The 14044-nt window shown below is 37.9% G+C and carries 11 protein-coding genes and 1 tRNA gene; 4 read left to right on the plus strand and 8 right to left on the minus strand.

Annotated elements, in window-relative coordinates:
• On the plus strand, window positions 1-112 hold a 112-nt coding region (locus tag ASE74_RS14720; protein WP_162235815.1), incomplete at its 5' end, for a transposase.
• Between the two features lie 120 nt (window positions 113-232).
• On the opposite strand, the gene ASE74_RS14725 is transcribed toward ASE74_RS14720, so the two are convergent.
• Window positions 233-306: transfer RNA gene (locus ASE74_RS14725), tRNA-His, on the minus strand.
• 174 nt (window positions 307-480) lie between these two features.
• Between ASE74_RS14725 and rnhA the strand changes: the two genes are divergently transcribed.
• A complete protein-coding gene (rnhA, locus tag ASE74_RS14730; protein ID WP_055910649.1) occupies window positions 481-951 on the plus strand; it encodes a ribonuclease HI in 471 nt (156 codons plus the stop codon).
• Here the strand turns inward: rnhA and fbp are convergent.
• The 5 genes from fbp to ASE74_RS14755 all read right to left on the minus strand — a co-directional run bounded on the left by fbp (window position 948) and on the right by ASE74_RS14755 (window position 5749).
• Entirely contained in the window at window positions 948-2027 is a 1080-nt protein-coding gene (gene fbp / locus ASE74_RS14735; protein ID WP_055910652.1) for a class 1 fructose-bisphosphatase, read from the minus strand. The two genes, rnhA and fbp, sit on opposite strands and share 4 nt — an antisense overlap.
• Window positions 2028-2046: 19 nt before the next feature.
• The gene (locus tag ASE74_RS14740) at window positions 2047-2538 is read right to left on the minus strand and encodes a metallophosphoesterase (RefSeq protein ID WP_055910655.1); all 492 of its coding nucleotides are present in this window, start codon (window positions 2536-2538) and stop codon (window positions 2047-2049) included.
• 233 nt (window positions 2539-2771) lie between these two features.
• A complete protein-coding gene (locus tag ASE74_RS14745; protein WP_055910658.1) occupies window positions 2772-4583 on the minus strand; it encodes a serine hydrolase in 1812 nt (603 codons plus the stop codon).
• An 83-nt stretch (window positions 4584-4666) separates the two neighbouring features.
• Window positions 4667-5368 carry a tRNA1(Val) (adenine(37)-N6)-methyltransferase gene (locus tag ASE74_RS14750; protein WP_055910661.1) on the minus strand — a complete coding sequence of 234 codons (702 nt, stop codon included), beginning with the start codon at window positions 5366-5368 and terminating at the stop codon, window positions 4667-4669.
• Window positions 5369-5749: a VOC family protein gene (locus tag ASE74_RS14755; RefSeq protein WP_055910664.1), complete on the minus strand. Its 381-nt coding sequence runs from the start codon at window positions 5747-5749 to the stop codon at window positions 5369-5371.
• A gap of 231 nt (window positions 5750-5980) precedes the next feature.
• On the opposite strand from ASE74_RS14755, the gene purL reads away from it, so the two are divergent.
• Window positions 5981-9679, plus strand: a complete 3699-nt coding sequence (purL, locus tag ASE74_RS14760; RefSeq protein WP_255352044.1) for a phosphoribosylformylglycinamidine synthase — start codon at window positions 5981-5983, stop codon at window positions 9677-9679.
• Between the two features lie 452 nt (window positions 9680-10131).
• On the opposite strand, the gene ASE74_RS14765 is transcribed toward purL, so the two are convergent.
• Together ASE74_RS14765 and ASE74_RS14770 are read right to left on the minus strand one after the other, a co-directional pair.
• A complete protein-coding gene (locus ASE74_RS14765; protein WP_055910670.1) occupies window positions 10132-10482 on the minus strand; it encodes a hypothetical protein in 351 nt (116 codons plus the stop codon).
• Window positions 10483-10493: 11 nt separating this feature from the next.
• Window positions 10494-11339: an energy transducer TonB gene (locus ASE74_RS14770; RefSeq protein WP_055910673.1), complete on the minus strand. Its 846-nt coding sequence runs from the start codon at window positions 11337-11339 to the stop codon at window positions 10494-10496.
• Window positions 11340-11541: 202 nt separating this feature from the next.
• Between ASE74_RS14770 and ASE74_RS14775 the strand changes: the two genes are divergently transcribed.
• Window positions 11542-13716 carry a glutamine synthetase III gene (locus ASE74_RS14775; protein ID WP_055910677.1) on the plus strand — a complete coding sequence of 725 codons (2175 nt, stop codon included), beginning with the start codon at window positions 11542-11544 and terminating at the stop codon, window positions 13714-13716.
• Window positions 13717-14044: the final 328 nt, after the last annotated feature.

Genomic DNA, 14044 nt, shown 5'->3' on the forward strand with positions numbered 1-14044 from the left:
AAATGCTTCTGCAGAATCTTTCAATGCCAAGATCAAAGCCTTTAGAGCAACATCGAGAGGTGTAAGGGATATTAAGTTCTTCTTATTCAGATTATCGAAAATATATGCCTAAAGTTTAACTCCCCCCAACTTTTCCGCTTGATCCCAACTTTTCCGCTTGATCCAAAATGTGTCCAAATTTACTCCAAAAACAAAAAAAGCAGCTCTTTTCAGAACTGCTTTAAAACTTCAGGGTGGCTGATGGGGCTCGAACCCACGACCCTCGGCACCACAAACCAATACTCTAACCAACTGAGCTACAGCCACCGTTTTTTGATGTCACAAAAGTACGACTTTTAATATCTCTTGCAAATATTTTTTTCAAAGTTTTTACTGCAAATTTTTAATTCCTTAACATTCAATTATTTGAAATTGAAAAATTTTTTCCCTAACAGATAAAATAAGCTATTTTGAAGCTAAAAACATAACTTTACAACGTTTATGATCGAAATTTATACAGACGGAGCAGCTAGCGGAAACCCTGGACCAGGAGGTTGGGGCACTATTTTAAGGGCAGGACAGCATTATAAAGAATTAAGTGGCGGTTTTAGGATGACTACAAACAACCGCATGGAACTGCTTGCTGTAATTAAAGGATTGGAAGCATTAAAAAGCCTAAATCAACAGGTAACCGTTTATTCTGATTCGAAATATGTGGTAGATGCCGTAGAAAAAAAATGGGTTTTCGGGTGGGTGACTAAAAATTTTAAAGACAAAAAAAATAAAGATCTTTGGCTTAGATTTCTTGAATTATACAAACTCCACAAAGTAAAGTTTATTTGGATAAAAGGCCACAACGACCACCCTGAGAATGAACGTTGCGACCGTTTAGCGGTTTTCGCCTCGCAAGACAAGCAAAATTTAGCTATTGATACCTTTTTTGAAGTGGAAAGAAGTAAAGCACAACTTTAATCAACTCCACCGATAACATTTAAATCTTCCAGTTTAGCGTTTACATTGGCATCAACGGAAATTGATTTTGCCGTATAAAGCATCATCATCTCCTCTGCTTTTTCGACCATTTTTTTTGAGCCTATAAAAATAGGAACCCTTTGGTGCAATTCAGTAGGAATGATATCCAGTATACGATCAAAACCTGTACTCGCCTTTCCCCCAGCCTGCTCAATAATATATGCCATCGGGTTACACTCATACAGCAACCTTAATTTTCCATTTGGAGAACGCGAAGTGGTTGGATAGATATAAATCCCGCCTTTTATTAAATTTCTATGGATATCGCCAACCATTGAACCGATATAGCGTGATGTATATGGACGTTTTGTGGCTTCATCTTCTACCTGACAATATTTAATGTACTTTTTAACCCCATCAGGAAAGTGAACGTAATTTCCCTCGTTTACCGAATACATATACCCTGTTTCAGGTATTTTCATTTGTGGATGCGAAAGGCAAAACTCCCCGATTGATGGATCGAGTGTAAATCCGTTAACACCTTTACCAGTTGTATACACCAACATGGTAGATGAACCATAAATTATATACCCGGCGGCAACCTGTTCTGTACCTTTTTGAAGCACATCTTCCATACTGGCCCTGCCCTCAACCGATTTCCTTCTGTAAATTGAAAATATTGTACCTACCGCAACGTTTACATCTGTGTTGGAAGAGCCATCCAACGGATCGATACACACAATATATTTGGCGTTTTGAGATACAGGCGATTCAATATGGATAATTTCATCTTCCTCCTCGGTAGCCACAATACAACATTCGCCACCACTGGTTAAGGCAGCAATAAACTGCTCATCTGCATATACATCAAGTTTTTTTTGTTCCTCACCCTGAATATTGGTGGTTCCCATATCGCCAAGAATATCAACTAAACCGGCTTTGTTAATTTCGCGGTTTACAATTTTTGCAGCTATGCCAATATCTCTGAGTAACCTCGAAAGTTCACCTTTTGCATATGGAAAATCTGCTTGTTTTTCTATAATAAATTGTCCTAGTGTTTTAACGCCACAAACCATACTTAGTGTATATTTTACATTATCTACCCGATAACTCTATAACTTCTAAGGTATGAATATTTTCATCAGTTATGCAAAATCTAATCAAGGTTCTCACTTTGTGCCAGCCTTGTTTTCCGGCTGCACCAGGGTTTATATGCAAACATTTTATTTTTTCATCAAACATCACCTTTAAAATATGCGAGTGCCCGGTGATGAATAATTTTGGAGGGTTAGTGTATATTTCCGGCTTTACAAAAGAAGAGTATCGGCCAGGGTAACCACCAATATGCGTCATCCAAACATCAACAGATTCACAACTAAATCGATTTTGTTCAGGAAATTCATTTCTAATACCGGCATCATCTATATTTCCAAACACGCCACGCAATGGTTTAAACGCAGCCAGGGGCGCTGCTACACCAGGGCCAAAATCGCCCGCATGCCAAATCTCATCTACACCATCGAAGTGCTTAAAAACCGCATCATCTAAAAAACCATGTGTATCAGAAATTAATCCTATTTTTTTCATTTTGTAAAGTTAACACCCAGCACCTTTCACACATTTACCTGAGCTAAAAATTATTTATTTGGAGTTATAAAATTCGGAAAGCAAACTTTTTTAAATCTAAATTTCACGCAAACTTAAATCAGGCTCCTTTTTTAAATTGTAGGATATTATCATTTATTAAACCTATCTATTTCTAGCCCGCAATTGAATCCAGCTAAGCGATTAGTTGATTATTCAACATTCAATGCGCTTATTTAATCGTATCTTAATTGCTTAAACGTTCCATTAGGCTGAATAAAAGAAACTGATGAAGCCTTCTCCATCCCCGCTTTCTTTTCAAATTTGAGACTAAATCCCTTTAAATTTTTAAAGTTAAAAGTGTCGTTTCCTATCGATATCGTTTCATACTCCGGTTGCCCGGGTACCGAAACAAATAAAACTTTTCCTTTTAAATATACTTTACTCATGCCTTTTTCTCCATAACTGCCTGTATAACTCATTAAGGCGTTAGCATTTAAATCAACTGTTTTGGTTTTGTAAGCAAACACAATAGCTTTCATTCCCCGTTCCAGCGGAATATTCACACTTTCAATTTTACCATCCTGTCCGCTGCTAAAATTAAAACGCAAATCACTTTCTGCAGTGTCAATCTTACCGTTCTTATCAATATCACTAATACTGAAAACATCGTAATGATAGTGCCTTAACAATAGTTTCTCCTTCCCCATCCTAGCAAAAAGCGAATCATTTTTGAAAGTTATATCAATTACACCATAGGCAGGATTATCAAACAAACCATCATAATCTTTAAGTGGACGCGAAGGTTTTGTATTTAAAACACGGGCATTTTCTGCCGTTTTCTTTACTGCCTTCTCTCTCTCCTTAGCCTTTGCCTTTTCTTTGTTGGCTCTACCATTCCAATCAATATTTTTCAACCCCAAAACCCTATCGGCAATGCTGCTGTATACAATTTCCGGAACGCTTGAAGTATTTTGATTGGTTAATACCACAATGCCTAATTCATCGGTTGGAAAAAAGGATACACTAGCCGAAAATCCATTAATATTGCCACCGTGCTCTACCATGTAATGACCACGATAAGAATTGATCATCCAACCAAAACCATAAGTAGCCAGGTATATATCTTTATCTTCTGAAGGCAAACCTTCACTCCTAACCATTTGAGAACTTGCTGCTTCCCCGATATATGATGAAGGTAAAATTTCTTTCCCATTATAAGTACCGCCGCTAATCCAAACCTTTAGCCAATGCGTCATGTCAGTTACACTGCTGTTAATACTTCCCGCTGGCCCCATTCCATCAATATTAAAATAATCAGTCTTTTCTATAGCACCTTTATTATTTACGGTATAAGGCAAGGAGGCTTCGCTATCTTTCTCGAATTCGAAAATATTAGTATTGGAATGGCTCATTTCCAAAGGATCAAAAAATTTCTCTTTAATATTCTGTTCCCAGGTTTTTCCGGTCAGCTTTTCAACAATCATACCCTGCGCTAAAAACATAAAGTTGTTATACTGCCATTTTTCACGGATACCAGCAGTTGGCTCCATGTAACGCACCCTTTGGATGATGCTATCACGGTTAGCGGTATTAAATATATACCACGACAAATCGTAACGGGATAAACCTGTGCGGTGGCACATCATATCCCGCACCGTTATCTGGTTGTTCATATTGTCGTTATAAAATTTCAATTGTGGCAAATAAGAAGTTGCAATACCATCATAAGCCAGTTTCCCCTCTTTTTGCAATAAACCAATAAGTGAAGAGGTAAATGCTTTCGTACTCGAGCCTATGGCGAAAAGTGTATTTGGTGTTACCGGTTTTTTATTTTCGAGATCGCGATAACCGAAACCTTTGCTATAAATTACCTGATCCCCTTTTACCACCGCTACCGCAAAACCGGCCACTTTCTGATCTTTTAATATGCGGTTTAATAAAGTATCAATGCCTTTTAAAGGATCAACTGTTTTTTGTTTTTTTGATTGAGCAAGAGCAGACAGTGCTATAAAGCACAGCAAGAATACATTTAGGATACGTTTCATTTTAATTCAGGTGAGATAATTTGCCCTAAATTACAAATGATTATGAGGATAATATCAGAAAATGATTAAATTGAACTATTTCTTTAGTAAGCGAGAAAAAAATCCTTTAGCAAAAGCTTATATTCAGCTGTATGAGCTTTTAAAGATTGATAAATATAAAAATGCCGTTCATTTAAAATCATTTCCCCTTTTTTTAAACAAATAATCTGCCTAAAAGTGGGTTTATTTTCATCGGAATGAATATTAACTCTTTCCGTTAGGGATAAACCATATTGAGCAGCAATAACAATCACTTCATCAGCCTGTTTTATAGGTAAAATCAACCAAATCATGCCAGTATCGTTCAATAAATGAACAGCTTTTTCAATTAATACGGCAAAAAAGTCTTCATCAGCATGCCTGGCGATCCCTTTTCTAATCTCTTCGTTTTTTAAATCATTTACAAAAAAAGGTGGATTGGAAACGATAAGATCAAATTCCTGGTTGCACTCAAATTCTTCAATGGCTATATGGCTAACCGTTAAACGATTACTGAAGGCTGAAAACTCAAAATTTTTTCCGGCAGTTTCCGCAGCCTGTCCATCAATTTCTACAGCATGTACATTTGCATCAGGAAAACGTTGCGCCATCATTAAGGCGATTACGCCAGTGCCTGTACCAATATCGAGTATGTTTTTTGGAGCCGGATGGTTAACAGTTGCACCAAGCAATACACCATCGGTGTTAATTTTCATGGCACAACCTGTTTGGTCGACTTCGAACTGTTTGAACTTGAAAATACTCATCTATTTTTCATACAATTCTAAAGGTAATCCATCCGGATCGGCAAAAAAAGTAAACCGCTTATCAGTGAACTCATCAATACGGATGGGCTCGGTAATAATGCCATGATCATTTAAACGTGCAATCTCCTTTTCAATGTCATCAACTTCGAAAGCCAGATGGCGCAAACCCTGCGCTTCTGGTCGTGATGGCCTTGCAGGAGGGTTTTCAAAAGAAAACAACTCGATCTGATATACGCCATTAACGGCAAGATCTAATTTATACGACTTTCTTTCAGCCCGGTAAACCTCTGCCAAAACGGTAAAACCCAATTTATTCACATAAAAATCTTTCGATTTTTCATAATCTGAACAGATAATGGCAGTGTGGTGGATGCGAAGCATAAATAATGATTGAATTTTGAATGAGTAAATGAGTGAGTTAGCGTTCAACAAAAATGCGCATTCTCTAATTGAATTAACCAATAATTATTTCAACATTCTCTCATTCAAAATTCAATCATTCTCTCATCAGCCATTCTCTCATTTAATAATTATCTAATTCGATCATTATATTTTGACATTCAATCATTCAAATTCTCTCATTCAATCCTGTAATCACACCAGTTTTTTCATATAAAAAAGCTATTTTTGCAACTTCAAAAAAAAAGCATGATTCATTTCTTCCTTAGTCAATCGCAGGCGATTTTTGTTTTACAAACAGACAAAGCGCTTTCTACCACTGATATTACTAAACTTGAATGGTTATTTGGCGGTGCCAAAATCTCGCAAGAAACAGCGCTAACAGGCTTTTTCGTTGGGCCAAGAGCAGCAATGATTACTCCCTGGAGTACCAACGCCGTAGAGATTACCCAAAACATGGACATGCAGGGCATCATCAGGATCGAAGAATTTAAGCAGGTTGATGAAAACTTTGCTGATTACGACCCAATGCTTTCTCAAAAATACGGCAAGCTTGATCAAGAGGTTTATACCATCAACATCAAACCAGAGCCGATTTTAGAAATTACCGATATTGCCGCTTACAACAAACAGGAAGGGCTTTCTTTAAGTGATGAAGAAGTTGAATACCTAAATACCCTGGCGCAAAAACTGGAAAGACCTTTAACCGATTCTGAGGTTTTTGGCTTCTCTCAGGTAAACTCAGAACATTGCCGCCATAAAATTTTCAATGGTAAATTTGTAATCGACGGGGTAGAACAACCTACCTCTTTATTCAAATTAATCCGCAAAACATCAGAAGAAAACCCTAACGATATTGTTTCTGCTTATAAAGATAACGTAGCTTTTATTAAAGGCCCTAAAGTGCAGCAATTTGCACCTAAACGTGCCGATCTACCTGATTATTACACTACAAGTGATTTTGACTCTGTAATTTCATTAAAAGCAGAAACCCATAATTTCCCAACAACAGTAGAGCCTTTTAATGGCGCAGCAACTGGTTCGGGTGGCGAAATAAGAGACCGATTAGCAGGCGGACAAGGTTCGTTGCCTTTAGCGGGAACGGCAGTTTACATGACCGCGCTTTCGCGTTTGGAAGATAACCGCCCATGGGAAAAAGGTGTTGAAGAAAGAGCATGGTTATATCAAACTCCGATGGATATCCTGATCAAAGCATCAAACGGTGCTACAGATTTTGGAAATAAATTCGGACAACCCCTTATTACAGGTTCGGTTTTAACCTTCGAGCACGAAGAAAACAGCAGGAAACTTGGTTTCGATAAAGTGATCATGCTTGCAGGTGGTATCGGTTACGGTAAAGCCAGCCAGGCACAAAAACTTAAACCAAAAGAAGGCGATAACATTGTTATTCTTGGTGGAGAAAATTACAGAATCGGAATGGGTGGTGCAGCTGTTTCATCTGCAGATACCGGCCAACATGGAAGCGGCATCGAATTAAATGCGATTCAGCGTTCAAACCCTGAAATGCAAAAACGTGCAGCAAATGCGGTGCGCGGCATGGTAGAAAGCGATCACAATTCAATTATCTCTATCCACGATCACGGAGCCGGTGGACACTTAAACTGCTTATCAGAATTGGTGGAAGAAACAGGTGGTTTAATCGACCTGGATAAATTGCCAGTTGGCGATCCTACCCTTTCGGCTAAAGAAATTATCGGTAACGAATCTCAGGAAAGAATGGGATTGGTAATCGGCAACGACCATATCGAAACTTTACAAAAAATTGCCGATCGCGAACGTTCACCTATGTATACCGTAGGTAAAGTAACCGGCGATCATCGTTTTACATTTAAATCTGCAACAACAGGTTTAAAGCCAATGGATTTTGAACTGGCTGCGATGTTTGGCAGTTCGCCAAAAATCGTAATGGACGATCAAACCATCGATCGTAAGTACGAAGCAATAGAATATAATCAAGCAGAGTTAAATACTTACCTTGAGCAAGTACTTCAATTAGAAGCAGTTGCAGCTAAAGATTGGTTAACCAACAAAGTAGACCGCTGTGTAGGTGGCCGCGTTGCCAAACAACAAACCGCAGGACCATTACAATTGCCTTTGAACAACTGTGGTGTAATGGCGTTAGATTTTCAGGGTAAAGAAGGTATTGCCACTTCAGTTGGCCATGCACCACTTTCTGCCTTAATAGATCCTGCTGCCGGTAGCCGCAATGCCATTGCAGAATCGCTTTCGAATATTGTTTGGGCACCGCTAAAAGATGGCTTAAAAAGTGTTTCACTTTCTGCCAATTGGATGTGGGCCTGCAAAAATGAAGGAGAAGATGCCCGTTTATATGCAGCAGTGAAAGCTTGTTCTGATTTCGCTATCGATTTAGGAATCAACATCCCAACCGGAAAAGATTCATTATCGATGAAACAGAAATACAAAGATGGTGATGTAATTGCGCCAGGTACCGTAATTATTTCTGCAGGAGCCAATTGTGATGACATTACTAAGGTAGTTGAACCGGTATTGCAGAAAAACGGCGGATCAATTTATTACATCAACTTATCTAACGACAATTATAAATTAGGCGGTTCATCTTTTGCACAGATTTTAAACAAAATTGGTACAGAAACCCCTGATGTTAAAGGTGCAGATCAATTTAAAACAGCATTTAATACCTTACAACAATTAATTAAAGCAGATAAAATTCAGGCTGGACACGACATTGGTAGCGGTGGTTTAATTACAACCCTGTTGGAAATGTGTTTTGCAGATCGTGATTTAGGGGCTTCGATCGATTTATCTTCATTGGCAGAAACTGATAGCATTAAAGTATTATTTGCTGAAAATATTGGTATTGTTTTCCAGGCTGATGCTTCGGCTGAAGAAACTTTAACACAAGCAGGAGTTGTTTTCCATAAAATTGGTGAAGTAAACTCTGCAGCTAAACTGGAAGTTAAAAATGCAACAGATAATTTCAGTTTTGATATTGATCATTTACGTGATGTTTGGTTCAAAACTTCATACTTGCTTGACAGTAAACAAACGGGCAACGGTTTAGCGAAAGAACGTTACAACAATTATAAAAATCAGGTATTAAAGTACAATTTCCCATCACAATTTGATGGCAAGAAACCTGTTATCGATACAACCAAACCACGCCCGAAAGCGGCCATTATCCGGGAGAAAGGAAGTAACTCGGAACGCGAACTTGCAAATGCCATGTATTTAGCCGGTTTTGATGTGAAAGATGTACACATGACCGATTTAATTACAGGAAGAGAGACTTTGGAAGATATTCAGTTTATCGGTGCTGTTGGCGGTTTTTCTAACTCTGATGTATTAGGATCTGCCAAAGGTTGGGCTGGTGCATTTTTATATAATGAGAAAGCAAGAGTGGCTTTAGAGAAATTCTTTGCCCGCCCTGATACCTTATCTGTTGGCGTTTGTAACGGTTGCCAGTTATTTGTAGAGTTGGGCTTAATTAATAAAAACCACGAAGAAAAACCTAAGATGCTGCACAACAAAAGCGGCAAACACGAAAGTATTTTTACTTCATTAATCCTGCAAGAAAACAATTCGGTAATGTTATCTACACTGGCCGGAAGCACTTTAGGTGTTTGGGTATCGCATGGAGAAGGAAGATTCTCATTACCATATGCTGAAGATCAATACAAAATCGTAGCAAAATATGCATATGAAGGTTACCCGGCCAGCCCGAACGGATCTGATTACAACACCGCAATGTTATGCGATGAAACTGGCCGCCACCTGGTAATGATGCCACATATTGAGCGTTCATTGTTCCAATGGCACTGGGCAAATTACCCACAAGGCCGTAAAGATGAAGTGTCGCCATGGATGGAAGCCTTTGTTAATGCACGCAAATGGATTGAAAACAAAGGATAAATCATAAAATTTAAATAAAGGAAATGGATGATGGAATTAAAAACCATCATCCATTTCTTATTTACAAACATTCATCATTTCGAGCAGTTTGTTTATTAAAATCGTCATGCTGAACTTGATTGAGCATCTATCATTCTAATCAGACCAACTACGAAGTGGCCATTAGACCTTTGAAACTATAAAAATTACTAATAAAACAAGTTCGGGGTGGCGAGCCGCGAAAACAAAAAACGGCTTGAGCTTTTGCCCAAACCGTTTCAATTTACCCAACCTCACATTTTTCTATAAGAGCATTAATAGAAAAATCATTTTTTAAATTTTAAAGAAATGGCATCCTGAGGATTAACACCAATCGTTAAGTCGCCCTGCTGAACTTGATTCAGCATCTATCCTACAGATCATAAAATCGATTTCCCTCAAGCATGAACTTTCTCTCAGCTCTTCCATACCCGCTAAATCCCCTGAATATCACTCCTCACTTCTTTCCTCCAATCAGTTCCATATTTAAGGTCCATAAAAGAAGCAACTACTTTGTTATAATCATTGATAGAAATATTAACAGGCATTACGCAGCCATAACTATAATAGGCAATACCATACTTCTTTTCAAACACTTCCTGGCCTTTGGTATATGAAGATATAATGCCCCCACGGATTAAAAATTTAACACATCCGTTTTTCAAATCTGCATGGGCAAGTTTAGTACTGTGTATTTCCGCACTATCAATAGGTTTTACAACTTGTGCACTCAAATTGAGTTTTATAAAACAAACAAAGAGCAAAATCAAATAGGATTTTTCCATGGAGGGGTATTTTAATTAGAAATCTGAAAATTGATGGCCATATTATACCTCACTCGTACTGCTGTACCTTTGTTTTTACCTGGTTTCCAGAGGGGAGATTTTTTAATTACTTTTATTGCTTCTTCATCACAACCAAATCCAATTCCTTTAACCACCGTTACATCCGTAATAGAGCCATCTTTCTCTACTACAAAGCTCACAAATACTTTACCCTGAACATTTTCCTCTTGCGCTTTGTAAGGATACCTTAAATTACGCTCCATATATTTAGACCAGGCTTTGGCACCACCAGTGAACTCCGGATATTCATCGGCTCCTAAATAAATCTCTTTATCTTCACCCGCACCAGTACCTTCTTTAGCCGTTCCAGTACCATCTCCACTTCCTTTACCATCAGCAATGGTAGCATTAGGTGCTACAACACCATCCTGTGTCTTAGTGCTGATCACTGCTAATTTTATGTCATCAACTGTTGGCGGAGGCGGAAGCTCTGTTTTATTAACCACCACCACTTGTGATGGAATCGCTATAGTTTTAACCTTTACCAGATCCGCCTTAGCAGGCTCAACCTTTTTCTCTGGTTCAGGAGTTTTTGGTTTCATCTGATGGATCACATTTTTCAAATCAACCACCGTTGGAGGAAGAACATCTGCAATAATTTCTTTCGGAAAAAGTTTAGCATAAATTAATGGCGAAAAACACAGCAAGATAAACAGGCTTCCGGATGCGAATAATGCCCTGGTCATAATCGATGAAGATTTAGACCTTAATTGATAAGCACCATAGTTTTTGTTGCGGTTTGCAAATACAAGATCGAGCCACTCGGTTTTGTATACGTTAATTAAAGAGTTGAACATAGCTTTTGTTTTTATAGCATGATGCAGCTAAAACATCAATTCCATAAAAACGTTAAAAAATCTATTTTCTTTACAAAAAATGAAATTTTTCATCTGAAAAACATTTTTTTATTTCATTTTCAATAAAATTATCATAAAAAATACGATTGTTTTACGAAAATTAATAAAATATACTATTTTTGACAAAAAACATAACAAATTAATGAAAAGCTTAAGAACCATCGCATTAAAAGAGGCTCAAAACAGAATTTCACCAGAAGTTAAAGCACCATCAGCAAAAATTTCTGACTTTTTTGGCGCTAATGTATTTGATAAGAGAAAAATGAGAGATTTCTTATCTAAGGACGTGTATGAAAAATTAATATCATCTATCAACCAAGGTGAGTTAATTAATTCTGACGATGCCAACCAAATTGCAACCGCTATGAAAGCGTGGGCAATGAGCGCTGGCGCAACGCACTATACGCACTGGTTCCAGCCATTAACTGGTACAACTGCTGAAAAACATGATTCATTTTTTGAACCAAGTGGCGATGGAGCTATCGAGAAATTCGCTGGTAGTGCACTAGTTCAACAAGAACCAGATGCATCAAGTTTCCCTAACGGTGGTATCCGTAATACTTTCGAAGCGCGTGGTTATACTGCCTGGGATCCTTCTTCTCCAGCTTTTATCATGGAAAGTAAAGCAGGTAAAACACTTTGTATCCCTACTGTATTTGTATCCTATACCGGTGAAGCCTTGGATTATAAAGCACCTTTATTAAAAGCATTAGCTGCGCTTGATAAAGCTGCTGTTGATGTTTGCCAATATTTCGATAAAAGCATTACTAAAGTAAATGCTTCTTTAGGTATCGAACAAGAATATTTCCTGGTTGATGAGTCATTATTTAATGCTCGTCCCGATTTATTATTAACAGGCCGTGCTTTATTCGGACACATGTCTGCTAAAGGCCAGCAATTAGAAGATCATTATTTCGGTTCTATCCCTGAGCGCGTATTCAGCTACATGGTAGATTTCGAAAATGAAGCCTTAAAATTAGGTATTCCATTAAAAACCCGTCACAATGAGGTTGCACCATCACAATTTGAGTGTGCGCCGATTTATGAAGAAATCAACTTGGCTATCGATCACAATCAATTGTTGATGGATTTGATGGAGAAAGTTGCCCGTCGTCACCATTTCCGTGTATTGTTACACGAAAAACCATATGCAGGTATCAATGGATCAGGTAAACACAACAACTGGTCGCTAATTACCGATACTGGTAAAAACTTATTGGCACCAGGGAAAACGCCTAAAAACAACTTAATGTTCCTTGCTTTCTTTGTTAACACAATTAAAGCCGTTAGCGAGCATGCCGATTTATTACGTGCAAGTATTGCATCGGTAAGCAACGATCACCGTTTAGGAGCAAACGAAGCGCCACCTGCAATTATCTCAATCTTCTTAGGTTCTCAATTGAACGATGTATTAGACGAGATTGAGCACTCACGCATCAGCAAAAAAATTAAAGAAGACAACGCACTTTGGTTAGGTATTCCTAAAATCCCTCAGATTTTATTGGATAATACCGACCGTAACCGTACTTCGCCATTCGCATTTACAGGTAATAAATTCGAGCTTAGAGCTGTTGGATCTTCAGCAAACTCTTCTGCCCCAATGACGATCTTAAACGCAATTATGGCTGAGCAATTGGTTAAATTTAAAGTTGAGGTTGATAAATTGATCAAAAAAGGCGATAAAAAAGACATCGCTTTATTAACAGTGATCAAAAAATACATCAAAGAATCTAAAGGTATCCGTTTTGAAGGTAATGGTTACAGCCAGGAGTGGGAAGATGAAGCTGCAACACGCGGTTTATCAAACATCAAAACTACTCCAAAAGCTTTAGATGCATATTTAACTGAAAAATCTGCTGAGTTATTTGCTACAACAGGTATTTACAGTGCACGTGAAATTCATGCCCGCCATGAAATCATGTTGGAAAACTTCTACAAAAAATTACAGATCGAAGCACGTGTTATGGGTGAAGTGGCTAACACTGCAATCATTCCAGCTGCAATTGCTTACCAAAACTCATTAATCGAAAACGTACAAGGATTAAAAGCAATTGGTGTAGATAGCAAAGTTTCTATCGATATCGTAAAAAAATTATCAGAGCATTTAGAAATTGTGAAAACCAATATCGATGCCATGTTAGAAGAACGTAAAGTAACCAACAAAATCGAAGATACCCGCGAAAAAGCGATTGCTTACGATGAGAAAGTTAAATCTTACTTCGACATTATCCGTTACCATGCTGATAAATTAGAGCAAATTGTTGACGATAGCGTTTGGCCTTTACCAAAATTCAGAGAATTATTATTCATGAAATAGATTTTAAGCCGTAAGGTTTAAGGTATAGGGCGTAAGGTTTAACTTTACGCCCTTTTTATTGGTTCAATGGCTCAATTTGTCCGGTCATTTAAAACCCGAAAATTGTAAACTGGTTAATCGTTCAATTGTAATCATTTAGAAAGGAATCTCCCTCCATATCGTCCTCCTGAACTTGTTTCAGGATCTAACCGAAAGGTCTACAACAAACATTCATTCAAAAAGAAAACCCACCATCCTAAATTCACACTTCGTGCCTTCGTGGTAAAACAACCTTAAAAAGCTCAGCTTTGTAATCATTTAGAAAGGAATCCTCCTCCATATCGTCCTC

Origin of the sequence: Pedobacter sp. Leaf216, from assembly GCF_001421515.1 — a bacterium.
Classification (GTDB): domain Bacteria; phylum Bacteroidota; class Bacteroidia; order Sphingobacteriales; family Sphingobacteriaceae; genus Pedobacter.